The sequence below is a fragment of the Stutzerimonas sp. S1 genome (assembly GCF_025966695.1).
In the GTDB taxonomy this organism is placed as follows: domain Bacteria; phylum Pseudomonadota; class Gammaproteobacteria; order Pseudomonadales; family Pseudomonadaceae; genus Stutzerimonas.
This window is the reverse complement of the sequence record NZ_JAOEIY010000001.1, coordinates 135,868-158,454: the sequence shown is the minus strand read 5'-3', so window position 1 is coordinate 158,454 and position 22,587 is coordinate 135,868. Positions and strand designations below refer to the sequence as shown.

The following is a 22,587-nucleotide window of genomic DNA, read 5'->3' as shown; positions in this document are numbered from 1 at the left end:
CGGCATTCAATCGAAACGGAAACATAGCATCGTAATATCGTCGCGTTGCGGATAATTACCCTGATATTCGGCCAAAGCTGCGCTGAACGCGGCGCTTTGCTCGGCCAGTGGCAGGCGCGCGTGGCGCTGGATCATCTCGGCGAAGCGGCTGTTGCCGAAACCGTAGCCGAGCTCGCCGCCGGCCTGGTCGAGGAAGCCGTCGGTGGTCAGGTAGAAAGTGCGTCCCGGGCGCAGCTTCAGGCGGGCGTTGTGGTACTCGCCGATGCGTTTGTCGCCGATGGCTCGGCGTGCAGCGGGCAGCTCCTCCACGGTGTCGCCGTCGCAGTAGTAAAGGGCGATCTTGGCGCCGGCGAAGGTGACTTCGCGTTGCTGGAAGTCCACGTAGGCCAGGCCGACGTCCATGTTGGTCGCCAGTTGCGCCGTCTCGTCGCACAGGGTGCTGCGCACGAAACGATCGCTGCGCGCGAGGATGCCCGCCGGGTCGCTCAGACCGGCGTCGGCGATGGCCTGGTCGAGTGCCGCGTGCGCCAGCATGGTCATCAGCGCGCCGGGAACGCCATGGCCGGCACAGTCCACCACGCCGAACAGACAGCCGTGCTCGCCGGCACGGTAGACGTAGAAGTCGCCGCCGACCACGTCGCGTGGCCGCCAGAGCACGGCGTGGCGCTCGCCCATGGCGCTGACCAGTTGCCGGCTGGGCAGGATGGCGCGCTGGATCAGACTGGCGTAATCGATGGAATCGTCGATCTTCTTGTGTGCGGCGGCCATCTCGCGGTTGGCCTGTTCCAGCTCGCGGGTGCGCTCGCGGACATGGCTTTCCAGCTCGCCGGTGTGGTTGCGTACCTTCTGTGCCATGGCACCGAAGGCTGCGCTCAGCTCGCCGATCTCGTCCTGACGGCTGACATGCAGCGGGACATCGTACTGCCCGGCCGCCATCGCCTGGGCGCTCTTGCGTAGCTGGCGCAGCGGTTTGAGCACGCGCTTTTCCACCAGCCAGGCGGCGCCGGCGATCAGTACGACGAACATCGCGAGAAACAGGCTCAGGGCCGGAATCAGCGGTCGGATTTCGATGACCTGGGCGGTTTCCAGATCAATGGTGCTGGCGACAAACCACTGCAGTTCGGGGATCCAGGTCAGTGCGAGCAGGCGAGGCTCGCCATCGAGCGCCAGTTTCACGGTTTGCACACTGCTGGGGTCGTCGCGGCTGGCGGCCATGACCTGGCGCAGGGTCTTGGCCGCGGAGATATCGTCGAGCAGTCCGAGCAGGTTGGTAGCCAGCGAGCGTCCCTGCGGCGAGTCGGCATTGAGCGTCACCAGATTCTGGTTGGGATGCACCAGAATCGAGCCGTAGGCGTCCAATACCATCGATTCGACGCCGGCCTTCTGGGTATCGCTGAAGGCTTCGAGAAAGGTCGCGAGATCGATGCTCGAGCCGACGATGCCGAGCGGCCGTTTATCGGCATCGCGGACTACCACGTTGAACCAGATCTTGAGCTGCTGACTCAGCACCGCACGGTCGATGTTCAGTTTGTAGGCTGCGCTGGATTGCAGCGTCTGGAAGAACCATTCATCACGGGAGGCCGCCGGGTCGAGGTAATAGCGCGCGACTTCACAGTGCGGCTCGCCGAGCTGATTGGAGTAGTAGCCGTTGCTTTGCGCGCCGACCGCGAAATAGTGCCTGTCGCTGAAGGCTCGCTGGTAACCGGCCGCCTCGCTGAAGAACGCTCGGCGCTTGTCGGCGTCGCCTTCATCGCTCAGCCAGGCACGGGTGATCTGCGATTCGGCCAGGCGCTGCGCCAGCGCCAGCTCGCGGCTGATCGGGGCGAACAGGCGCTCCCGATTGAGCTGCACGACGTTGTGTGCATAGGCTTCGCCGTAGCGATTCTGTACGCCCTGCAGCGCTTCCCTGCCGACCAGCCAGGCCAGCCCAAAGGCCAGCAGAGCGATCAGCAGCATGGCCAGTAACGACTTGCCGCGCAGTCCTAGTGCCGCCATGTGGGGTTCCTTCGTTCGTCCGTGATCATTGCGATGAGGTGTCAAAATGTTGCTGTTGGTGCTTGGCGGCGGCGATTATCCGGCATCGAGCGATCGATCACCAGTGGCGGTTTGCCATCCATATACTAAAACGGAGCCTTGCGGCTCCGTCATGCACCATTACTGCGCAAGCTTCTTGTACTTGACCCGATGCGGCTGCGAGGCGGCATCGCCGAGACGTTTCTTGCGATCAGCTTCGTACTCGCTGTAGTTGCCCTCGAAGAACGTCACGCTGCCGTCGTCCTCGTAGGAGAGGATATGGGTGGCGACGCGGTCAAGGAACCAGCGGTCGTGGGAGATCACGATGGCCGAGCCGGGGAAGTCCAGCAGCGCTTCTTCCAGTGAGCGCAGGGTTTCCACGTCGAGGTCGTTGGACGGTTCGTCGAGCAGCAGCACGTTGGCGCCCTGCTTGAGCGTCAGCGCCAGGTGCAGGCGGCCGCGCTCACCGCCGGAGAGGTCCTTGACGAACTTCTGCTGGTCGGCACCCTTGAAGTTGAAGCGGCCGACGTAGCTGCGCGACGGCACCTCGTAGCTGCCGATGCGGATCTGGTCGAGACCGTCGGAGACCGCTTCCCAGACCGTCTTGCCGCCGTCCAGGTCGTCGCGGCTCTGATCGACGCAGGCCAGCTGCACGGTTTCGCCGATCTCGATGCTGCCCGAATCCGGGGTTTCCTTGCCCATCAGCATACGGAACAGCGTGGATTTGCCCGCGCCGTTGCCGCCGATCACGCCGACGATGGCGCCCTTCGGTACGCTGAAAGAAAGGTCGTCGATCAGCACGCGATCGCCGTAGCCCTTGCGCACGTTCTTCAGCTCGATGACCTTGTCGCCCAGGCGTTGGCCGGCCGGGATGTAGATCTCGTTGGTCTCGCTGCGCTTCTGGAATTCCTGCGACTGCATTTCCTCGAAGCGCTGCAGGCGGGCCTTGGACTTGGACTGCCGCGCCTTGGCGCCCTGGCGTACCCACTCCAGTTCGGCCTTCATGGCCTTCTTGTGCGCCGACTCCTGCTTGGCTTCCTGCTCCAGACGCGCGGCCTTGGCTTCCAGCCATTGCGAGTAGTTGCCCTCGAAGGGGATGCCCTGACCACGGTCGAGTTCGAGAATCCAGCCGGCGACGTTGTCGAGGAAGTAGCGGTCGTGGGTGATCGCCACCACGGTGCCGGGGAAGTCGTGGAGGAAGTGCTCCAGCCAGGCCACCGAGTCGGCATCCAGGTGGTTGGTCGGTTCGTCCAGCAGCAGCATGTCCGGCGCCGACAGCAGCAGGCGGCACAGCGCGACGCGGCGTTTCTCGCCACCGGAAAGGTGGCCGACCTTGGCGTCCCAGGCCGGCAGGCGCAGGGCGTCGGCGGCGACTTCCAGCTGGCGCTCCAGGTTGTGGCCGTCGGCGGCCTGCAGGATCGCTTCGAGCTTGGCCTGCTCGGCGGCCAGCGCATCGAAGTCGGCGTCCGGCTCGGCGTAGGCGGCGTAGACGGCGTCCAGGCGCTCCTGGGCGTCCTTGATCACGCTGACCGCTTCCTCGACCACTTCGCGCACGGTCTTCTCGGGATCCAGCTGCGGCTCCTGCGGCAGGTAGCCGACGTTGATGCCCGGCATGGCGCGGGCCTCGCCGTCGAACTCGGTGTCGACGCCGGCCATGATGCGCAGCAGGGTGGATTTACCGGCGCCGTTCAGGCCGAGCACGCCGATCTTGGCGCCGGGGAAGAACGACAGGGAAATGTTCTTGAGAATCTCACGCTTCGGCGGAACGACCTTGCTCAGCCGGTGCATGGTGTAGACGTATTGAGCCATGGAAACGAATGCCCGTGACGGTGGTGAAGGAGTCGAACCTGGGCGCCGAATGGCAGGAACCGAGGCGCACTTAAAAGGCGTAAAGCTACCCGAATGCACCGGTCAGGGCAAACCGTGGCGGCCGATGGCAGCGGCGGTCGGCGGCGCCGGCGCTCATCTTGTGCATGACTATCGCTCATACCCGCGGGGCGGTGGATTGAGGTAGAATCCGCGCCTCTCTTTTTTACCGCCAGCTGACCTCAGAGGACTGCCATGTTCAGCCGTGACTTGACCATCGAACGCTTCGACGCCGAACTCTTCGCTGCCATGCAGCAGGAAGCCAAGCGTCAGGAAGACCACATCGAGCTGATCGCCTCGGAGAACTACACCAGCCCGGCGGTGATGGAAGCCCAGGGCAGCGTGCTGACCAACAAGTACGCCGAAGGCTACCCGGGCAAGCGCTACTACGGCGGTTGCGAATACGTCGACGTGGTCGAGCAGCTGGCCATCGATCGCGCCAAGGAGCTGTTCGGCGCCGACTATGCCAACGTCCAGCCGCACGCCGGTTCCCAGGCCAACGCTGCGGTCTACCTGGCGCTGCTCAGTGCCGGTGACACCATCCTCGGCATGAGCCTGGCCCACGGTGGTCACCTGACCCACGGCGCCAGCGTGTCCTCGTCCGGCAAGCTGTACAACGCCGTGCAGTACGGCATCAACGATCAGGGCCTGATCGACTACGACGAAGTCGAGCGTCTGGCCGTCGAGCACAAGCCGAAGATGATCGTTGCCGGCTTCTCCGCCTACTCGCAGGTGCTGGATTTCGCCCGTTTCCGTGAAATCGCCGACAAGGTCGGTGCGTATCTCTTCGTCGACATGGCGCACGTCGCCGGTCTGGTTGCTGCCGGCGTTTACCCGAACCCGGTACCGTTCGCCGACGTCGTTACCACCACCACCCACAAGACCCTGCGCGGCCCGCGCGGCGGCCTGATCCTGGCCAAGAAGAACGAGGAGATTGAGAAGAAGCTGAACTCCGCCGTGTTCCCGGGCGCCCAGGGCGGCCCGCTGGAGCACGTGATCGCCGCCAAGGCTGTGTGTTTCAAGGAAGCTCTGCAGCCTGAGTTCAAGGCTTACCAGCAACAAGTGGTGAAGAACTCCCAGGCGATGGCCGAAGTATTCATCCAGCGCGGCTTCGACGTGGTGTCCGGCGGCACGCAGAACCACCTGTTCCTGCTGTCCCTGATCAAGCAGGACATCACCGGCAAGGACGCGGATGCCGCTCTCGGTCGCGCCTTCATCACCGTGAACAAGAACAGCGTACCGAATGACCCGCGCTCGCCGTTCGTCACCTCCGGCCTGCGCATCGGCACCCCGGCCGTGACCACCCGCGGCTTCAAGGAAGCCGAGTGCCGCGAGCTGGCCGGCTGGATCTGCGACATTCTCGACAAGATGGGCGACGAGTCCGTGGTCGATGCGGTGCGCGCCAAGGTCCAGGCCGTCTGCGCCAAGTTCCCGGTCTACGGCAACTAAGGCCTCAGCCGCTGTAGCAAAAAGCCCGCGCAAGCGGGCTTTTTGCTATCTGGGGCCAGCGGCCCGCCGTCTTGACCGCGGTCGTCGCGTCGACGGTGACAAACGGTAGACTTCAGCAGCTTGCCCGTTGGGAGTTCTCTCATGTTCAAACGCGCCACCGGCGTGATTCTGCCGCCACCAGTCATCTATCTGCTGTTCCTTGCCGCAGCATGGGCACTCGATGCGCTGCTGCCGCTCGGGCTACCGCGCAATCTCTGGACGGACTATTTCGGCTGGGGGCTGATCGATGCCGGGGTGCTGCTGATGCTCTGGGCCGGGTTGCTGATGCTCTGGCGCAGGACCACGGTCAATCCCTATGGCAAACCCGCGCGGTTGCTGGAAGAGGGGCCGTTTCGCGTCTCGCGCAACCCGATCTATCTGGCCGACAGCCTGATCTACGCCGGCATTGCGTTGCTGTGGGGCACGCTGTGGCCGTGGCTGCTGCTGCCGGTGCTGATCTACAGCATGCAGCGCGGCGTGATCGTGCACGAGGAGCGGTTGCTGACCGAACTGTTCGGTGACGATTACCGTCGCTATTGCCGGCGCGTGCGCCGCTGGGTGTGACGGCGCAGCCGGACACTGCTGTCTATAGTGATTACAGGCTTTGCGGAGTGATTCTGATGACTGATACCCCCAGCAACCGTCGGCGCTTCCAGCGCATCGAGTTCGATGCTGCCACCGAACTGGCGCAGGGTACGCGCCGTTGGGCGGTCGAGCTGCATGACCTGTCGCTCAAGGGCCTGCTGGTGCGTCGGCCGCTGGCGTGGGATGCCGACGCCGCGCGAGCGTTCGAGGCGCGGGTGCGCCTGTCCGATGATGCTGAGGTGCGCATGGAGGTGACGATGGCCCATGAGGAGGGCGAATTGATCGGCTTCGTCTGCCAGCACATCGACCTTGATTCGATCGCCCATCTGCGCCGTCTGGTCGAGCTCAACCTCGGCGACGAGACGTTGCTGGAGCGCGAGCTGGCGGCGCTGGGCGGTTTTTAGCGGCTACTCGAACAGCGCGTCGAGTGCCTGCTCCAGACGCGTCACCGCGATGATCTGCAGCCCGGCCGGTGCTTCCTTCGGCGCGTTGCCCTTGGGCACGATGGCGCGCTTGAAGCCGTGCTTGGCGGCCTCCTTCAGGCGTTCCTGACCGCTCGGCACCGGGCGGATCTCGCCGGACAGTCCCACCTCGCCGAACACCAGCAGATCGGTATCCAGCGGGCGATTGCGCAGGCTGGAGATGACCGCGGCCATCAGCGCCAAGTCCGCCGCGGTTTCCAGCACCTTCACCCCGCCGACCACATTGATGAACACGTCCTGGTCATAGGTCGGGATGCTGCCGTGGCGGTGCAGCACGGCCAGCAGCATGGCCAGGCGGTTCTGGTCCAGGCCCAGGGTGACGCGGCGCGGGTTGGCCAGGTGGCTGGTGTCGACCAGTGCCTGCACCTCCACCAGCATCGGCCGGGTGCCTTCCCAGGTGGCCATGACCACGCTGCCCGGCACCGCCTCCTGCGCGCGGGTGAGGAAGATCGCCGAGGGGTTGGTGACTTCCTTCAGGCCTTTGTCGGTCATGCCGAACACGCCCAGCTCGTTGACCGCGCCGAAGCGGTTCTTCACCGCGCGCAACAGGCGCAGGCGGCCGTCGGATTCGCCCTCGAAATACAGCACCGTGTCGACCATGTGCTCCAGCACGCGCGGGCCGGCGAGCGCGCCTTCCTTGGTCACGTGGCCGACGAGAAAGATCGCCGTGCCGCTCTGCTTGGCGAAGCGCACCAGCAGCGCGGCGCTCTCGCGCACCTGGGCCACGCCGCCGGGGGCGGACTGCAGCTGCTCGGTGAAGATGGTCTGGATCGAGTCGATCACCATCACCTTGGGCTTTTCCAGCCGCGCGGTGGCGATGATCGACTCGATGCAGGTCTCGGTCATCACCTTGAGCTTGTCCTGCGGCAGGTCCAGGCGGCGTGCGCGCATCGCCACCTGCTGCTGCGATTCCTCGCCGGTGACATAGAGCGCCGGATAGCGCTGGGCGATGGCGCAGAGCGTCTGCAAGAGGATGGTCGACTTGCCGATGCCCGGATCGCCGCCGATCAGCACCACCGAGCCGTCCACCAGGCCGCCGCCGAGCACGCGGTCCAGCTCGCCGGAAGCGGTGGAGAAGCGCGGCACTTCTTCCACGCTGACCTCGGCCAGGGTCTTGATGTTGGCCTGATCCCCGGCCCAGCCGGCACGCCCGGATGGCGGCGCGGCGCCCTCGATGAGGGTTTCCACCAGGGTGTTCCAGGCGCCGCAGTCGCCGCACTGGCCGGCCCACTTGGGGAAGGTCGAGCCGCATTCGGTGCAGCCATACATGCGCTTGGCCTTGGCCATGGGAAACTCCGCGTCGGGCAAATGGAGCCGCATGATAACGGCTGACTTGATTGCCATCAGCCACAAGCGGCGCACGAGCCGCCAGACTGTAAACAAATCGAACGGGAGTGAGCGCCATGCGTCATTTGTTGTTTCTGCACCTGTTGGGCGCCAGCGTCTGGGTCGGTGGTCATCTGGTGCTGCTGTTCGGCGTGTTGCCCAAGGCGCTGCGCCAGCGCGACCCGCAGCCGGTGCGCAACTTCGAGCAGATCTACGAGCGCATCGGCATTCCCGCGCTGCTGATCCAGATCGTCACCGGCTTGTGGATGGCCAGTCTGTGGTTGCCGCATGCGCAGTGGTTCGGCGCGACGCCAGCGGCGCAGCTGATCCAGGCCAAGCTGGTGCTGCTCGGGCTGACCGCGGCGCTGGGTGTGCATGCGCGGCTGGCGCTGATCCCCAAGCTTGACGCGCAGCGGTTGCCACAATTGGGGGCGCATATCGTGCTGATCACCCTAACGGCGGTGGCGTTCGTCTGGGTTGGCGCCGGGTTCAGGTTCGGCGGGTTGTTCTAGCGGGCTGGGCCAAGCGACCGCCCCGAACGAAAAAAGCCCGCAGTTGCGGGCTTTATCGTCAGTTGGCCGGGCTTCAGCCGCAGCAGCCGCCGCAGCAGCTGCCACCGGCGCGCTTGAGGTCGCGGGCGATGTCGTCCTTCAGGTTCACACGCTCCAGCTTGAGGGCGTTCAGCGCGGCCTCGTCGAGGGTTTCGACGCCGTCTTCGACGCGGCAGATGCGCTTGTCCAGGGCTTCGTATTCTTCCGCCTTGCGGGCGAAGGCCGGGTCTTCCTGACGCAGTTTCTGCAGCTGCTCGCGCTTTTCAGGGAAATCCTTGACCAGTGGGTGATGTTCAACGTGCATGGAGCTGCTCCGGGATGTTCAGGGGAAGCGCTACCTTAGCGTCGTGCTCGATTTACCCGGTTGACGGCGATCAAGCGATCGCTATCCGCGCACGTCGCCCCGACAAACCCGCGTCGTGCTGGTCGGCAGCCCCTGGGCCGCCTATGCTCTACTTCGGGTCTCGGCCGTTGTTGGAGCGGCGGGTGCAGTGACATTTCATCATCAGCTAAGGACTTTTCTATGAGCCTCATCAGCGAATTCAAGGCGTTCGCCATGCGCGGCAATGTCATCGACATGGCCGTAGGTATCATCATCGGTGCCGCTTTCGGCAAGATCGTCTCTGCGTTCGTCGACGGCGTGATCATGCCGCCGCTGGGCTTGCTGATCGGTGGTGTGGATTTCTCCGACCTGGCGATCGTCCTCAAGGAGGCAGTCGGCGAGGCGCCGGCCGTGCTGCTGCGTTACGGTGCGTTCATCCAGACGGTAGTGGATTTCCTGATTGTCGCCTTTGCCATCTTCATTGCCATCAAGGCGATGAACTCGCTGCGGCGCAAGGAGGCCGAGGCGCCCGCGGCCCCGCCGGCGCCGACCAAGGAAGAGCTGCTGCTGACCGAGATTCGCGACCTGCTGCGTGAGCAGAACCGCAACCAGCCCTGAGCGTATTCGCGCTGACCGAACGCCCTGCACCTGCAGGGCGTTTTCGTTTTGGCGCCGCTCAGGCGGCGATCAGTCGCCTGAGCCAGTCCAGCAGCACGCGGGGCAGCAGCTCCGGCTTGGGCAGCAGGGCGTACTGGTGCACGCCGAACACGGCCGGCAGGTAGCTGGCGGCCTGGCGGTCGATGGTCAGGCAGAACGGCCGGATGCCCTGCAGCCGTGCCTCGGTGATCGACTGGCGCAGGTCCTCGACACCATAGCGGCCTTCGTATTCGTCGACATCGTTGGGTTTGCCGTCGGAGAGCAGCAACAGCAGCCGGTGCGTCGCCGGCTGCTGCATCAGCAGGCTGCTGGCGTGGCGGATGGCGGTGCCAGCACGGGTGTAGTGTTCCGGCTCCAGCCCGGCAATGCGCCGGCCGACGCTTTCGCCGTAGCGCTCGCCGAAGCCCTTGAGGCTGCGCACCGTCACCGCGTTCGGTCCCTGACCGGAAAAGCTCTGCACGCTGTAGGGCTCGCCGAGCCCGTCGAGTGCCAGGCAGACCAGCAGCAGTGCCTCGCGCTCGACGTCGATCACCCGGCGGTTGTTGCTCAGCCAGCCATCGGTGGAGCCACTGGCATCCACCAGCAGCATGATTGCCAGATCGCGTTGCTGCATGCGTTGGGTCCGGTAAAGCGCTTGCGGCATGCTCAGTCCGGCGCGGGCTTCGGCGAGCCCGTCGAGGTAGGCGTCCAGATCCACCTCGTCGCCGTCCAGCTGGCGGCGCAGACGCAGACGCCGTGCGCTGAGCTGCTCGAACTGGCGGCGGATGGTCGCCAGCATGCTGCGATGACGCTCGAGCGTCTGCTTGATCCACTGTTGCGGTCCGGGCTCTGCCGGCAACAGCAACACCTGCGTGCCCGGATGGCGGTAGCTGCGGCTGCGGTAGTCCCACTCCGGGTAGCGCAGGGCGGCGGTGGCGTTCGGCGTGTCGCGGCTGAAGCGCGCGCGCGGCTCGGGTGGGTCGTCGGACAGCAGGACTTCCTTCGGGCTGCCGGAGCTGACCACCAGTCGCGCCTCGTTGAGCTCGCTGAGCGAGTCGGCGAAGTCCTCGGCCGCGGTCGCGTCGTCGCGATCACTGGGACGCTGCATGCCGAGCGGGTCCTCGGCGTGTTCCAGCGGAGGCGAGGGCTGCACCATCCAGACGCCCGGCTGCGTGTCATCGTCCTCGTCATCGGCAGGCTCGCGTACCTGCGGCCGGCGCGGCAGGCGAGCGCTGCGCGGTGGGGCGGCGGCGGGGTCCGGTGCGGCCGCCGTGGCATCGAGCGCATCCGGGCGGGACGGTGCACGCGGCTCGCCTGTCCACAGGTCCGGCAGCAGTGCGGCGCCGGCCGGTTCGCCGTGTGGATAGAGCCGGGCCGCCAGGCGTGTTGCCAGCTGCAACGCCTGATGGCTGTCGAAATTCGCCGGCAGTTCGTCGGGCGCCGCGTCGCTGTGCGACTGCAGCAATCGGCGCAGGAATGCTTCCAGCGGCTGGCGTGCGGCACTGAAGCGGGCCAGCGGTGGCCGCGCGGCCAGCATCTGGCTGCGCTGCTGCTGTATGGCGGCGTGCAGGCCCGGCAGCTGCGCGATCAGTTGCGTATCCGCCGCCCAGGCTTCGAGCAGCAGGAACAGGCTGCGCTGCAACGGTGAGTCGATGCATTGCACAAGCGCCGCTGCACCCCGCCGCGCGCGCATCGCCTGTTGCAGGGCGAGGGTGCGATACAGCGTGCGTGCGCCGACCGGATCGACCGCATCCAGGCGCGCCGGCAGCCAGATCGTGCGGCCATCGGTGGCCGGCACGGCGTGCTGCGGATAGGGCGCCTCGACGCGGCGGAACAGTTTCTCCAGCAGTGTCGGTGGTGCCGGCGGCTGCGCCGCGCGCAGCGTGAAGCGTTGGCCGAGGCTGGCATGCAGCAGCAGGTCGAGGTGGTCGGCGAGGTCGGTCAGGGTCGGCAATGCCGGGGTCGCCGATTCGCGCCGTCGGCGCCAGAGCGCCTGAACGTAAACGGTGGCATGGCGGGCAACGTCGGTGACGACGTCTTCGGCTTCGGCCATCAGACGAACGTTAGATCGACCAGCTCGCGCATGGCGCCGACCAGCGCGGGGTCGTCCGACAGCGGGGCGATCAGCGCGACGTTGCAGGCGCTGCGCAACGCGACGCCGCTGCCGATCAGGCGCGCCGTGGCAATCAGCAGGCGGGTGCTGGGCAGCTCCGCCAATCCGCGATCCTGCAACGCGCGCAGGCGCCCGGCGAGGCTGACCAGTGCGCGCGCGGTGGGCGAATCGATAGCGCCTTCGCGCTCGACGATGGCGGCCTCGCGCTCGGCTTCGGGGAAGTCGAACTCCAGCGCGACGAAGCGCTGCCGGGTACTGGGCTTGAGGTCCTTGAGCATGCGCTGGTAGCCCGGGTTGTAGGACACCACCAGCTGGAAACCCGGCGCCGCCTCGAGGGTTTCGCCGGTCTTGTCCAGCGGCAGGATGCGCCGGTAGTCGGTCAGTGGATGCAGCACGACGATGGTGTCCTGGCGCGCCTCGACCACTTCGTCGAGGTAACAGATGGCGCCCTCGCGCACCGCGCGGGTCAGCGGGCCGTCGATCCAGCGCGTGCCGTCGGCGCCGATGAGGAAGCGCCCGACCAGGTCGCTGGCGGTCATGTCGTCGTGGCAGGACACGGTGACCAGCGGCCGGCCGAGGCGCCAGGCCATGTGCTCGACGAAGCGTGTCTTGCCACAGCCGGTCGGCCCTTTGAGCATCACCGCCAGCTGGCGCGCGTGGCATTGCTCGAAGACCTGCACCTCGTCGCCGGAGGGCTGGTACCAGGGCTCGGCAGCCGCAAACGGAAGGCGTTCGCCGCGCGGCATGGGCGAGACGTTCATGTCGGTCACAGTACGTGCCGGGCGGGAGCGCTGGTTGGCCGCACCTCGTCCGTCTCGACCTCGACCCGTCGCGGGTGGCGGAAGAAGTCATAGATGAACAGGCCGACACCGGTGGCGAAGATCGAGGCGGTGGCGACCAGCATGAGGAAGTGGATCTGGATCTTCAGCTGGGTATCCAGATAGCCCATGCCGAGGATGCGCTCCAGGTAGACCTGGCCGATGCCGGCGGTGGCGAACGATAGGGTCATGCCGAACATGCCGGCCAGCTGCAGCCAGAACGCCCAGTAGCCGATGGTGCCGCCTTCCTCTTCGCGGCCGCGGGTCAGCAACGGCAGGGCGTAGACGATCATCGCCATGACGATCATCGCGTAGGCACCATAGAACGCGGCGTGGCCGTGCATGGCGGTGATCAGCGTGCCGTGGGTCCACTTGTTGACGCTGGGGAAGGTGTGGGCGAAGCCCAGCAGGCCCGCGCCGAACAGGGTGAACACAGCGCTGCCGAGCGTCCAGTGCAGCGCCAGCTTGTTCGGATGCGCCAGGCCCGAGCGGCGCATGGCGTAGTAGGCGTACATCGCCATGCCGACCAGCGCCACCGGCTCCAGCGCGCTGAAGAAGCCGCCGATCGGCAGCCAGTAGCCGGGTACGCCGACCCAGTAGTAGTGGTGCGCGGTGCCGAGGATGCCGGCGATGAACACCAGCCCGACGATCACGTACAGCCACTTCTCCATCACCTCGCGATCGGCGCCGGACAGGCGGATCAGCAGGTAGGCGAGGAAGCCGCCCTGGATCATCTCCCACACGCCTTCGACCCACAGGTGGATGGTCCACCAGCGGTAGTAGATCGATACCGTGTAGTTCTCGTAATGCAGCAGGGCAGGCAGGTAGAGCACCGCGGCGCTGGCCAGACCGAGCAACAGCACGCCCTCGGTGGTGGTGAAGCGCCCGGACTTCTTGATCGTCATGCCGATGTTGTAGAGGAATATCAGCATGCAGATCACGATGACGATCTTGTGCGGCAGTGGCTGCTCCAGCAGTTTGTTGCCGGTGCCGTAGCGGAACAGGTAGCCGATGATCGCGCTGACGCCCATCACCACCCAGAGTCCAAGCTGGATGTAGGCCAGCTTGGTGCTGTGCAGCTCGCTGCGCGATTCGTCCGGGACCATCCAGTAGGTGGCGCCCATGAAGCCGGTGAGCACCCAGACGATCAGCAGGTTGGTGTGGATCACCTTGGTGACGTCGAACGGCAGGATGTTCAGCAGCGGATCGGGGCCGAGGTATTTCGCCGCCGAGAGCAGGCCGAACACCAGTTGCAGGCCGAACAGCACCATGGCGACGGCGAAATACCAATAAGCGACGGACTGTGATTGGTAGCGCATGGCCTGACCTCTACAAGTGTCGTCCCGCGGCGGCAGCCGCTGTTATTTGAAGGTCGCGAGGTACGCGACCAGTTGGTCGAGCTGTTCGTCGGTGAGCGACTGGGCGTAGGTGTTCGGCATGAACGAGGTGCCGCCCGCCGAATACATGTCGCCCGGATGCAGATAGGCGCTGGGCGCGACGATGGACTCGCGGATGTACGCCTCGACACTGTCGGCGCTGCCCTTGTAGTCCGCCGAGGCCATCGTCTGTTCGGCCCGCGAGGCGAGGCCCGCCAGCGTCGGCCCGGCCAGGTTCACCCCCGGCGCGATGGAATGGCAGGCGTTGCAGGCCGGGCTGGCGGTGCGGAACAGCGCCTCGCCCTTGGCGATCGGATCCTCGGCGCCACTGATCGGACGCGCGCCCGGTGGCAGCGCGGCATCGGTCTTGCCCGGTCCGGAAGCGTCCTGCTGCGCGAGGGTCAGATCGGTACCGGGGATCGACGAGCCGGTGACCAGGATCGGTCGCGGCGGCCAACCCTGATTGTCGACGTTGGCGACCCAGTCGAAGAAGGCGATCAGCGCGGCGATTTCCTCGTCGCTGAGGTTCTGGTTGGGCATCAGCCGGCGATGGCGCTGCTCGTCGTAGAACCTGCCAGGGTCCTTGAGAAAGGCGGTGAGGTAGGGCGCGCCACGCAGCTGGGAAATTTTCGTCAGGTCCGGCGCGTAATAGGCGCCTTCGCCGAACAGGGTGTGGCAGTTGATGCAGTTCTTCGCGTGCCAGACGTCCTTGCCGCGGGTCACCTCGGGGGTGATCGTCTCGGCGTTGGTCAGCTTGGGAAACTGCCGGTGGCTGTCCAGCGTGAGGCCGAGAAAGACCACTGCGGCGATGGCGGTGGAAATGACGGCGAAGGAGCGGGTTTGTCGTTTGTTCATGGAGATGCCTCAACGGCCGTCACACGCCGATGCCTGTCCAGTGGGTGATACCGATGCCGCCGGCGTACAGAATGGCGATGAACATCAGCGCAAGGACCGCGAAGCTGAGAATTCTTAGTGCTCGTTCCAAGAACGCATCCTCCCGAAACAGGGCCTGGTTATGCCGGCCGGCAGGTCAGCCGGGGCGGCAATGGCTGTGATTACCGCGCGATGGCTCGCCGGTTCGGCGCTCTCTATAGCGAGGTGAGCGGTGCAGGCTGAGTACGTTGATATGCCTGCGAAAGGTTTCTGAGTGTCGACGGAGGAGCGGTGAGAGGAAATGCAACTGAGACGGGAGCCGGGCGCCGTGCTCGGAGGAAAGCTCTGCGTGCTGCAGACGATTGGTGGTGCCGGACGGTGCATGCGTGAAGGTCATGGCTGACGATTGCCGCTCTGTCTCGTGTGTTGCTGAGGCTAGTAGCGCGACGGATGGCTGTCCAACGCCGCCGATCGGGCGGAGCGGAGGCGCGAGAGGTGGGCGTTCCCGGCGCCGGTGCGCCGGGAAGCGTGAGGCGGGGGTTATTCGGGTTTCGGCGTGCTGGCAGTGCTGGCCGGGAGTACCGGGTAGGCCACCTGCGGTTGCTCGCCGGTGAGGCTGTGCAGGAACGCGGTGATGGCGCTGACTTCCTCAGCATTGAGCTGACGGCCGAGCTGGCTGTCACCCATGATCGCGACGGCCTCTTCCAGTTCCCAGACCTCACCGCTGTGGAAGTAGGGTGGGGTCAGCGCGACGTTGCGCAGCGGTGCGGCGCGGAATACGTACTCATCGCTGGCGGTATTGGTCACCGAGAATCGCCCCTTGTCGCCACTCGGCAGGACTTCCGCGCCCGGCTTCTTGATCACGCCGAACGGGAAGTAACCCTGGCCGCCCAGGTTGACGCCGTTGTGACAGGCGCTGCAGCCGGCTTCCATGAACAGGGTCAGGCCCCGCTTCTGTTTGTCGTCCAGTGCCTGGTCTTCACCCTTGAGGAAGCGGTCGAACGGCGAGTTCGGCGTCGTCAGGCTGACTTCGAAGGCCTCCAGTGCATAGGCCATGTTGTCGAAGCTGACCGGATCCTTGTCGTTGGGGAACGCCTTGCGGAACTCGGCCGCGTACTCGGGGATGCTCTTGAGCGTGGCGACAACACGGTCGGGCGTGCTGTTCATCTCGACACTGGCCTGCACCGGGCCCTTGGCCTGTTCCTGCAGGTCTTTGGCGCGGCCGTCCCAGAATTGCGCGGCGTTAAACACCGCGTTGAGCACGGTCGGCGAGTTGCGCGGCCCTTTCTGCCAGCCGTGGCCGATGGAGGTCTGCACGTTGTCGCTGCCGCCGATGCTGAGGTTGTGGCAGCTGTTGCAACTGATGATGTGACTGCTCGACAGGCGCGGATCGAACCAGAGCTTGTGCCCGAGTACCGCCTGATCCTGATTGACCGCGCGACCGCGTACCTCGCTGACCTGCGCCGGAATCGGTTTGAACTGGGCGTTGGCGCGCTCGCGAAGATCGTCCGCATTCGTTGCGCCGGCAAACAGTAGGGGGCTAAGCAATAGCGCTACAGATGGCCGCATGTTGTGGTGCTCCTTTGCTGTGATGGCTCTAGCAGGCACTTTTCGGGCAGATGGTCGCTTGACCTGAATCAAGTGAGAGCGGCAACTCGGGTTCGGTAAATGTGTCCAGTTGTGACCAGGTGGGTTTGGTTCGTTGGTTCGATGACGGCGTTTTTCCGCGCCCGTTGGCTATTGGCCTTTGCGCGATGCGACACCCCGCGCTGCATGTCGATGTGCACCCCGAACCGCGGTTGCCAGCCTTGCGGCGCGACAGTGGCGACGCCAGAATGACGGCATCAATCGTGGCCTGCGTGCCATCCTGCAAGGATTTCCGATGCCTGAACCTATCGCTGCCGGCCTGCGCCTGGCACCCGATGCGCTGACCCGTCCCTTCGAGCCCAGCCAATTCAACTTCACCACCACCGACGAACTGGAGCCCTTCCTTGGGGTACTGGGGCAGGAGCGGGCCGTCGAAGCCCTGCAGTTCGGCGTAGCGATGCCGCGTCCCGGCTATAACGTCTACGTCATGGGCGAGCCGGGAACCGGGCGTTTCTCCTTCGTGCGACGTTACCTGAAGGCTGAGGGCAAGCGGCTGGATACGCCGTCGGACTGGGTCTATGTGAACAACTTCGACGAGCCTCGTGAGCCGCGCGTGATCGAGCTGCCACAGGGTGCTGCCGCCGCGTTCATCGCCGACATCAACCAGCTGATCGACAACCTGCTGGCGACCTTTCCGGCGGTGTTCGAGCATCCGAGTTTCCAGCAGAAGAAGAGTGCCATCGATCGCGGCTTCAATCAGCGCTATGACAAGGCGCTGGATGTGATCGAGAAGCTTGCGCTGGAGAAGGAGATTGCGCTCTACCGCGACAGCAGCAACATCGCCTTCACCCCCATGAAGGAGGGCAAGGCGCTGGACGAAACCGAGTTCGCCCAGCTGCCCGAGGCCGAGCGTGAGCGTTACCACGAGGACATCTCGACGCTGGAAGTACGCTTGAACGAGGAACTCGCAAGCCTGCCGCAATGGAAGCGTGAGTCGACCAACCAGCTGCGCCAGCTCAACGATGAGACCATCAGTCAGGCATTGCAGCCGCTGCTGGCACCTCTGTCGGAGAAATATGCCGAGAACGCTGGTATCGAAGCCTATCTGCAGGCAGTACAGGTCAACCTGCTGAAGACCGTGGTCGAGCAGCTGGTGGACGAGAACCGTCCGGAAGCGCAGAACCGCGTATTGCTGGAAGAGCAGTACAGCCCGAGCCTGGTGGTCGGACACTCGGTCGATGGCGGTGCGCCGGTGGTGTTCGAGCCGCATCCGACCTACGACAACCTGTTCGGTCGCATCGAGTACAACACCGATCAGGGGGCGCTCTACACCAGCTATCGCCAGCTGCGTCCGGGTGCGCTGCACCGCGCCAATGGCGGCTTCCTGATGCTGGAAGCGGAAAAGCTGCTTAGCGAGCCCTTCGTCTGGGAGGCGCTCAAGCGCGCCCTGCAATCACGCAAGCTGAAGATGGAGTCGCCGCTCGCCGAACTGGGGCGCCTGGCCACGGTGACGCTGACGCCGCAGGTCATCCCGCTGCATGTGAAGGTGATCATCATCGGCTCGCGCCAACTCTATTACACGCTGCAGGACCTGGATCCGGACTTCCAGGAGATGTTCCGCGTCCTGGTGGACTTCGACGAGGACATTCCGCTGGCCGAAGACAGCCTCGAGCAGTTCGCCCAGCTGATGAAAACCCGTACCTCCGAAGAGGGCATGGCGGCGCTCACCGCGGCTGCCGTGGCGCGGCTGGCGACCTACAGTGCGCGGCTGGCCGAACACCAGGGGCGCTTGTCGGCACGCATCGGCGATCTGTTCCAGCTGGTCAGCGAGGCCGATTTCATCCGCCAGCTGGCCAAGGATGAGGTGACCGATGTCGGACACATCGAGCGGGCGCTCAAGGCCAAGGCCACCCGTACCGGTCGCGTTTCGGCGCGAATCCTCGAAGACATTCTGGCCGGCGTGATTCTGATCGACAGCGAAGGTGCGGCGATCGGCAAGTGCAACGGACTTACCGTGCTGGAGGTTGGCGACTCGGCGTTCGGTATGCCGGCGCGCATCTCCGCCACCGTGTATCCCGGTGGCTCGGGCATCGTCGACATCGAGCGTGAGGTCAACCTCGGTCAGCCGATTCACTCCAAGGGCGTAATGATCCTCACCGGCTACCTGGGCAGCCGCTACGCTCAGGAGTTTCCTCTGGAGATCTCTGCGAGCATCGCGCTGGAGCAGTCCTACGGTTACGTCGACGGTGACAGTGCCTCGCTCGGTGAGTGCTGTGCACTGATCTCGGCACTGTCGCGCACGCCGCTCAAGCAGTGCTTTGCTATCACTGGCTCGATCAACCAGTTTGGCGAGGTGCAGGCGGTCGGTGGCGTCAACGAAAAGATCGAAGGCTTCTTCCGCCTGTGCGAGGCCCGAGGCCTGACCGGCGAGCAGGGTGTGATCATTCCCTTTGCGAACGTCACCACGCTGATGCTCGATGAGCGCGTGCTCGAAGCGGTACGTGGCAACCGCTTCCACATCTACGCGGTGCGTCAGGTCGATGAGGCGCTGTCGCTTTTGGTCGGTGAGTCGGTCGGGGCGGCCGATGAGCAGGGACGTTTCCCTGCGGGCAGCGTAAATGCCCGGGTGGTAGAGCGCCTGCGTGACATCGCGGCGATCGAGCTGGAAGAAGAGGAGAAGGCCGAGGGTGCGCAAGCGCCCGCCGAGGGCAAAGCTCCGACCGGGCAAGAAGGCAAATAGATGGCACTGGCCGTTTTTTGAACGGAACGATAACCCTCGCGACAGGTCTGAACGGTAGGAGTAACTCCACCGTCCATCCACAAAGTTATCCACAGCTTTCGGGGATACATTGGTTGCTCGGCCGCTGGTTCAAGTGGTCACGGCAGCCAGGTCGCGAGGACCGCCGCCATGTCGCACGCCCTTTGCTTGAGCCGTCAATGTCTGGGTCTGGTGACCCGTATCGAGTGCATCATTCGCCCGCTGGAGGGCGGAAACGGATTGTGGACGTTGTTGTGTGCCGCCGGGCTGGCGGACTCGCAGCCCACCGCGATCAAGGTGCAGGGGCCGTTCCGCGGGGCGCGCATGGCCGAATCGGTGCTTGGTGCGATCGTCAGTAACCTGGAAGGGCAGGGCTACCATACCGCCGATGACCCATCCATCTGGCAGTTGCACATGCACGCCGAACTGCGCCGGGTGAATGCCAATCAGGCCCGTTTCCTGGGTGGCTGGGAATCGCGCCCGGAGGCATGACGCGCTTGCTGGCGTCTATGTCGCGGCAGCGGTCGCGGGCGGCAGAGCAGTCGTTGCCCTCTTTATCCACAGCGTAATATTGCGCCACATCCCTCGGCTTGTTCGTCGTTTCGCGCTGCGTATACTCGCCAGCCGAAAATTCAGTCCTTCCGTTGTGAGAACCCATGGAACGCATTCTTGAGAACACCATGTATGCCGCGCGTTGGTTGCTGGCACCTATCTACTTCGGTCTGGCGTTCGCACTGCTGGCACTTGCGATCAAGTTCTTCCAGGAGATCGTGCACATCCTGCCGGCCATCCTTTCGCTAAGTGAGGCCGAGCTGATCCTCAAGCTGCTGTCGCTGATCGATATGGCGCTGGTGGGCGGACTGCTGGTGATGGTGATGATTTCAGGCTACGAGAATTTCGTGTCGCAGTTGGATATCGAAGAGGGCAAGGAGAAGCTCGACTGGCTGGGCAAGATGGACTCTGGCTCGCTGAAGATGAAGGTCGCCGCTTCGATTGTGGCGATCTCCTCGATTCACTTGCTGCGCATGTTCATGGACGCTCAGCAGCTCGAAAGCGAGAAGCTGATGTGGTACGTGATCATCCACCTGACATTCGTGGTGTCCGCGTTCGCCATGGGCTACCTCGACAAACTCACCAAACACTGAGCGGCGCCCGCAAGGTAGGCAAGGATTGCCTGTCTGTTAGGCTTATACATTATTCATCGTTGTATAACTTTAGGGGCTGCCCATGAATCTGCAAGAGCTTCTCGCCCGTACTCAGGAGGGAAGAGTCGCAACCTTGACTCTGGTCTTGCTGGAGGGCGGCTTCTATCTTTTGGAGATCGGCGGGACTGATGGTTCACGGCAATGGTTAGGCGATGCCGCGGGCGCTGTGCATCTGCGCTCGGTAGAGCACGCGCGCGATCTGCTGCGCGAGCTACCAGACCTCCCGCTGCGCTTGCTGCATGCTTGCGCCGATGATGAGATGTGCGGATTGGAACAGGATCGACGCGAATCGCTCTGTGTGCCGGTCAGTTTGCGCTCGGCCTGGTAGGGCTCTACCGCCAGCCTCGTGCGTGCGGCTGGGTGGGTGACTACTCCGCCAGAGGAAGCGCATCCGCTGATCGCGCTGTGCTAGGCTGGCCGACCTTTTTTTCTTTCGGAGCCCGGCATGACCGAACTCAATCTCTCTACCGACGAAACGCGCGTGAGCTACGGCATCGGTCGTCAGCTGGGTGACCAGCTACGCGACAACCCTCCACCGGGCGTCAGTCTGGATGCGGTGATCGCTGGCATTCGCGATGCATTTGCCGGTGCAGCCAGCCAGGTCAGCCCAGAAGCGCTGAATGCCAGCTTCGCGGTGATCCGCGAGCGCATGCAGGCCGAGGCGCAACAGAAAGCCGAAGCCGCTGCGGCCGAAGGGCGTGCATTTCTTGCCGAGAATGCCAAGCGTGAGGGGGTCACGGTGCTGGCGTCCGGTCTGCAGTACGAAGTGCTCACTGCCGGCGAGGGTGTCAAGCCGACCCGCGAGGACAGCGTTCGTACCCACTATCACGGCACACTGATCGATGGCAGCGTGTTCGACAGTTCCTACCAGCGTGGCCAGCCTGCCGAATTTCCGGTCGGTGGGGTGATCGCCGGCTGGACCGAAGCCTTGCAGCTGATGAATGCCGGCAGCAAGTGGCGTCTTTACGTGCCGAGCGAGCTGGCCTATGGCGCTCAGGGTGTTGGGAGCATCCCGCCGCATAGCGTGCTGGTGTTCGACGTCGAGCTGCTCGACGTCCTCTAACGCTTGACGCGGCGACCGCAATGGTCGTCGCGCTGTATCGGCTACGGCCGCAAGGCGCGGGCGTAGCTGAACAGGAACAGGTTGCGCACCTGCTCTTTGAGCACGCAGGGTTCGCTGGTGCTCAGCTCCTGCAAATCCAGATCGCCTTGCTCGCGCAGTTCTTCCAACGCATCGCCTTCCAGCGATACGCATACCACCCCTGTCTGGCGGTCGAGAATGCGCAGGTAGGGTTGCGGTCGATCCAGCCATGCATCGATCAGGTAAGTCATGCTGCACCTCCAGTTGAATTTCTTAATGAGAATAATTGTTATTTGCAAAAGTGCAAGCGCAAATATTTCTCCGCAATAGTGAGCGGATGCTGAAGCAAGGAAATGGTGTCTGGCTTGACTGATGCGCGCCCGACGCCGTGGCGTCGGGAGGGGGCTTAGTGGGTGCGGGCGACGGCGAAGCGGCTCAGTTCGACCAGTGCGTCGCGATAGGGGTTGGCGGGGATGACTTCCAGGCAGGCAATGGCACGCTCGACATAATCTCGTGCCAGCTGCGCGGTGTAGGTCAGGGCACCGGAGGCCTCGACTGCGTTGCGGATGCTTTCCAGATCTTCGATTCCGCCTTTCTGGATTGCCCGGCGTACTAGCTCGGCCTGTTCGGGCGTGCCTTCGCGCATGGTGTAGATTAGCGGCAGCGTGGGTTTGCCTTCGGCGAGGTCGTCCCCGACGTTCTTACCCAGGGTCTCGGCATCGCCCTGATAGTCGAGCAGGTCGTCAACCAACTGAAAGGCAATGCCAAGATGGTCGCCGAAGGTTCGCAGCGCTTCGCGCTGCTCGGCGCTGGCGCCTGCCAGCGTGGCGGCGCTGTGGGTAGAGGCTTCGAACAGCATCGCGGTCTTGCCGCGAATGACTTCCATGTAGATCGCTTCGGTGGTGCTAGCGTCGCGCACCTTCGACAGCTGTAGCACTTCACCTTCGGCAATGACGCGGGTTGCCTGCGAAATGATCTGCATGACGGGCATTGATCCCAGCTCGACCATCATTTCGAATGACCGCGCATAGAGGAAATCGCCGACCAGCACGCTCGGCGCATTGCCCCATAGGGCATTGGCCGTCGAGCGGCCGCGGCGCATGCCTGACATGTCGACCACGTCGTCGTGAAGCAGGGTGGAGGTATGCAGGAACTCGATGATGGCAGCCAGCAGGCGCAGTTGGTCGCCCTGATGCCCGAGTGCACTGCCGCTGAGCAGCACCAGCAGCGGACGCAGACGTTTGCCGCCAGCCGAGGTGATGTAGTCGCCGATCTTTTCCACCAGCGGGACGCGAGAAGTCAGCTGCTTGCGGATAATGCCGTCGACAGCGGCAAAATCGTCCGCCACAACTTGATAGAAAGCCTGGGGCTGCATCGGGGACTCCTCGGAGATTGCGCGGCATGCTATGAGCCGGTTCGGGTACTGTCAAGGCGGCTCCGGATGGCCCTTGCGTCACCTTGGGCGCATGCGTACAATCGCGGACCCTGAACTTCCCCCATGGGCATT

Annotated in this window: 21 protein-coding genes; 10 read left to right on the top strand and 11 right to left on the bottom strand. The window is 64.4% G+C overall.

What is annotated here, in order from left to right:
* Window positions 1-6: 6 nt before the first annotated feature.
* Both siaA and ettA read right to left on the bottom strand, forming a co-directional pair.
* Complete coding sequence (gene siaA / locus N8H22_RS00730; protein ID WP_264588722.1) at window positions 7-1,995, bottom strand: biofilm regulation protein phosphatase SiaA; 1,989 nt, start codon at window positions 1,993-1,995, stop codon at window positions 7-9.
* A 159-nt stretch (window positions 1,996-2,154) separates the two neighbouring features.
* A complete protein-coding gene (gene ettA, locus N8H22_RS00725; RefSeq protein WP_264588721.1) occupies window positions 2,155-3,822 on the bottom strand; it encodes an energy-dependent translational throttle protein EttA in 1,668 nt (555 codons plus the stop codon).
* 252 nt (window positions 3,823-4,074) lie between these two features.
* On the opposite strand from ettA, the gene glyA reads away from it, so the two are divergent.
* From glyA to N8H22_RS00710, 3 genes are all read left to right on the top strand, one after another.
* Window positions 4,075-5,328: a serine hydroxymethyltransferase gene (gene glyA / locus N8H22_RS00720; RefSeq protein WP_264588720.1), complete on the top strand. Its 1,254-nt coding sequence runs from the start codon at window positions 4,075-4,077 to the stop codon at window positions 5,326-5,328.
* 141 nt (window positions 5,329-5,469) lie between these two features.
* Window positions 5,470-5,931, top strand: coding sequence for a methyltransferase (locus N8H22_RS00715; protein WP_264588719.1), 462 nt, complete (start codon window positions 5,470-5,472; stop codon window positions 5,929-5,931).
* 56 nt (window positions 5,932-5,987) lie between these two features.
* Complete coding sequence (locus N8H22_RS00710) at window positions 5,988-6,356, top strand: PilZ domain-containing protein (RefSeq protein WP_264588718.1); 369 nt, start codon at window positions 5,988-5,990, stop codon at window positions 6,354-6,356.
* Window positions 6,357-6,359: 3 nt separating this feature from the next.
* Here N8H22_RS00710 and radA read toward each other — a convergent pair whose 3' ends face one another.
* Window positions 6,360-7,721 (bottom strand): DNA repair protein RadA, encoded by a 1,362-nt coding sequence (gene radA / locus N8H22_RS00705; RefSeq protein ID WP_264588717.1) that lies wholly within the window; start codon window positions 7,719-7,721, stop codon window positions 6,360-6,362.
* A 116-nt stretch (window positions 7,722-7,837) separates the two neighbouring features.
* On the opposite strand from radA, the gene N8H22_RS00700 reads away from it, so the two are divergent.
* Window positions 7,838-8,272: a CopD family protein gene (locus N8H22_RS00700; RefSeq protein ID WP_008567453.1), complete on the top strand. Its 435-nt coding sequence runs from the start codon at window positions 7,838-7,840 to the stop codon at window positions 8,270-8,272.
* 73 nt (window positions 8,273-8,345) lie between these two features.
* On the opposite strand, the gene N8H22_RS00695 is transcribed toward N8H22_RS00700, so the two are convergent.
* Complete coding sequence (locus tag N8H22_RS00695) at window positions 8,346-8,615, bottom strand: DUF465 domain-containing protein (protein ID WP_264588716.1); 270 nt, start codon at window positions 8,613-8,615, stop codon at window positions 8,346-8,348.
* Between the two features lie 219 nt (window positions 8,616-8,834).
* Here N8H22_RS00695 and mscL point away from each other — a divergent pair, with 219 nt between their 5' ends.
* Complete coding sequence (gene mscL / locus N8H22_RS00690; RefSeq protein WP_264588715.1) at window positions 8,835-9,251, top strand: large-conductance mechanosensitive channel protein MscL; 417 nt, start codon at window positions 8,835-8,837, stop codon at window positions 9,249-9,251.
* 58 nt (window positions 9,252-9,309) lie between these two features.
* Here the strand turns inward: mscL and N8H22_RS00685 are convergent, their stop codons facing one another.
* From N8H22_RS00685 to N8H22_RS00665, 5 genes are all read right to left on the bottom strand, one after another.
* Window positions 9,310-11,322 (bottom strand): hypothetical protein, encoded by a 2,013-nt coding sequence (locus N8H22_RS00685; protein ID WP_264588714.1) that lies wholly within the window; start codon window positions 11,320-11,322, stop codon window positions 9,310-9,312.
* The gene (locus N8H22_RS00680) at window positions 11,322-12,143 is read right to left on the bottom strand and encodes a CbbQ/NirQ/NorQ/GpvN family protein (protein WP_272890662.1); all 822 of its coding nucleotides are present in this window, start codon (window positions 12,141-12,143) and stop codon (window positions 11,322-11,324) included. The genes N8H22_RS00685 and N8H22_RS00680 overlap by 1 nt, the downstream gene beginning before the upstream one ends.
* 5 nt (window positions 12,144-12,148) lie before the next feature.
* Window positions 12,149-13,519, bottom strand: a complete 1,371-nt coding sequence (locus N8H22_RS00675) for a cbb3-type cytochrome c oxidase subunit I (protein ID WP_264588713.1) — start codon at window positions 13,517-13,519, stop codon at window positions 12,149-12,151.
* A gap of 42 nt (window positions 13,520-13,561) precedes the next feature.
* A complete protein-coding gene (locus N8H22_RS00670; protein ID WP_264588712.1) occupies window positions 13,562-14,431 on the bottom strand; it encodes a cytochrome c in 870 nt (289 codons plus the stop codon).
* 558 nt (window positions 14,432-14,989) lie between these two features.
* Complete coding sequence (locus N8H22_RS00665; RefSeq protein WP_264588711.1) at window positions 14,990-16,018, bottom strand: cytochrome-c peroxidase; 1,029 nt, start codon at window positions 16,016-16,018, stop codon at window positions 14,990-14,992.
* A gap of 313 nt (window positions 16,019-16,331) precedes the next feature.
* Here N8H22_RS00665 and N8H22_RS00660 point away from each other — a divergent pair, with 313 nt between their 5' ends.
* The 5 genes from N8H22_RS00660 (at window position 16,332) to N8H22_RS00640 (ending at window position 21,062) form a co-directional block, all read left to right on the top strand.
* Complete coding sequence (locus N8H22_RS00660) at window positions 16,332-18,776, top strand: ATP-binding protein (protein ID WP_264588710.1); 2,445 nt, start codon at window positions 16,332-16,334, stop codon at window positions 18,774-18,776.
* Between the two features lie 168 nt (window positions 18,777-18,944).
* Window positions 18,945-19,286, top strand: a complete 342-nt coding sequence (locus tag N8H22_RS00655; RefSeq protein ID WP_264588709.1) for a hypothetical protein — start codon at window positions 18,945-18,947, stop codon at window positions 19,284-19,286.
* Window positions 19,287-19,450: 164 nt separating this feature from the next.
* Complete coding sequence (locus tag N8H22_RS00650) at window positions 19,451-19,939, top strand: TIGR00645 family protein (protein ID WP_264588708.1); 489 nt, start codon at window positions 19,451-19,453, stop codon at window positions 19,937-19,939.
* Window positions 19,940-20,021: 82 nt separating this feature from the next.
* Window positions 20,022-20,327, top strand: coding sequence for a DUF6482 family protein (locus N8H22_RS00645; protein WP_264588707.1), 306 nt, complete (start codon window positions 20,022-20,024; stop codon window positions 20,325-20,327).
* A 117-nt stretch (window positions 20,328-20,444) separates the two neighbouring features.
* Window positions 20,445-21,062, top strand: a complete 618-nt coding sequence (locus N8H22_RS00640) for an FKBP-type peptidyl-prolyl cis-trans isomerase (protein WP_264588706.1) — start codon at window positions 20,445-20,447, stop codon at window positions 21,060-21,062.
* Window positions 21,063-21,103: 41 nt separating this feature from the next.
* Here the strand turns inward: N8H22_RS00640 and N8H22_RS00635 are convergent, their stop codons facing one another.
* Window positions 21,104-21,331 (bottom strand): hypothetical protein, encoded by a 228-nt coding sequence (locus N8H22_RS00635; RefSeq protein ID WP_264588705.1) that lies wholly within the window; start codon window positions 21,329-21,331, stop codon window positions 21,104-21,106.
* 155 nt (window positions 21,332-21,486) lie between these two features.
* The gene (locus N8H22_RS00630; protein ID WP_264588704.1) at window positions 21,487-22,455 is read right to left on the bottom strand and encodes a polyprenyl synthetase family protein; all 969 of its coding nucleotides are present in this window, start codon (window positions 22,453-22,455) and stop codon (window positions 21,487-21,489) included.
* Window positions 22,456-22,587: the final 132 nt, after the last annotated feature.

What these genes read in the sequence shown, in the direction of transcription:
- N8H22_RS00655 (WP_264588709.1), top strand. Translation starts at nt 18,945, where the DNA reads ATGTCGCACGCCCTTTGCTTGAGCCGTCAATGTCTGGGTCTGGTGACC.
- radA (WP_264588717.1), bottom strand. Translation starts at nt 7,721, where the DNA reads ATGGCCAAGGCCAAGCGCATGTATGGCTGCACCGAATGCGGCTCGACC.
- N8H22_RS00675 (WP_264588713.1), bottom strand. Translation starts at nt 13,519, where the DNA reads ATGCGCTACCAATCACAGTCCGTCGCTTATTGGTATTTCGCCGTCGCC.
- N8H22_RS00660 (WP_264588710.1), top strand. Translation starts at nt 16,332, where the DNA reads ATGCCTGAACCTATCGCTGCCGGCCTGCGCCTGGCACCCGATGCGCTG.
- mscL (WP_264588715.1), top strand. Translation starts at nt 8,835, where the DNA reads ATGAGCCTCATCAGCGAATTCAAGGCGTTCGCCATGCGCGGCAATGTC.
- ettA (WP_264588721.1), bottom strand. Translation starts at nt 3,822, where the DNA reads ATGGCTCAATACGTCTACACCATGCACCGGCTGAGCAAGGTCGTTCCG.
- N8H22_RS00700 (WP_008567453.1), top strand. Translation starts at nt 7,838, where the DNA reads ATGCGTCATTTGTTGTTTCTGCACCTGTTGGGCGCCAGCGTCTGGGTC.
- siaA (WP_264588722.1), bottom strand. Translation starts at nt 1,995, where the DNA reads ATGGCGGCACTAGGACTGCGCGGCAAGTCGTTACTGGCCATGCTGCTG.
- N8H22_RS00650 (WP_264588708.1), top strand. Translation starts at nt 19,451, where the DNA reads ATGGAACGCATTCTTGAGAACACCATGTATGCCGCGCGTTGGTTGCTG.
- N8H22_RS00685 (WP_264588714.1), bottom strand. Translation starts at nt 11,322, where the DNA reads ATGGCCGAAGCCGAAGACGTCGTCACCGACGTTGCCCGCCATGCCACC.
- N8H22_RS00710 (WP_264588718.1), top strand. Translation starts at nt 5,988, where the DNA reads ATGACTGATACCCCCAGCAACCGTCGGCGCTTCCAGCGCATCGAGTTC.
- N8H22_RS00695 (WP_264588716.1), bottom strand. Translation starts at nt 8,615, where the DNA reads ATGCACGTTGAACATCACCCACTGGTCAAGGATTTCCCTGAAAAGCGC.
- N8H22_RS00715 (WP_264588719.1), top strand. Translation starts at nt 5,470, where the DNA reads ATGTTCAAACGCGCCACCGGCGTGATTCTGCCGCCACCAGTCATCTAT.
- N8H22_RS00665 (WP_264588711.1), bottom strand. Translation starts at nt 16,018, where the DNA reads ATGCGGCCATCTGTAGCGCTATTGCTTAGCCCCCTACTGTTTGCCGGC.
- N8H22_RS00635 (WP_264588705.1), bottom strand. Translation starts at nt 21,331, where the DNA reads ATGACTTACCTGATCGATGCATGGCTGGATCGACCGCAACCCTACCTG.
- N8H22_RS00680 (WP_272890662.1), bottom strand. Translation starts at nt 12,143, where the DNA reads ATGAACGTCTCGCCCATGCCGCGCGGCGAACGCCTTCCGTTTGCGGCT.
- N8H22_RS00630 (WP_264588704.1), bottom strand. Translation starts at nt 22,455, where the DNA reads ATGCAGCCCCAGGCTTTCTATCAAGTTGTGGCGGACGATTTTGCCGCT.
- N8H22_RS00670 (WP_264588712.1), bottom strand. Translation starts at nt 14,431, where the DNA reads ATGAACAAACGACAAACCCGCTCCTTCGCCGTCATTTCCACCGCCATC.
- N8H22_RS00645 (WP_264588707.1), top strand. Translation starts at nt 20,022, where the DNA reads ATGAATCTGCAAGAGCTTCTCGCCCGTACTCAGGAGGGAAGAGTCGCA.
- N8H22_RS00640 (WP_264588706.1), top strand. Translation starts at nt 20,445, where the DNA reads ATGACCGAACTCAATCTCTCTACCGACGAAACGCGCGTGAGCTACGGC.
- glyA (WP_264588720.1), top strand. Translation starts at nt 4,075, where the DNA reads ATGTTCAGCCGTGACTTGACCATCGAACGCTTCGACGCCGAACTCTTC.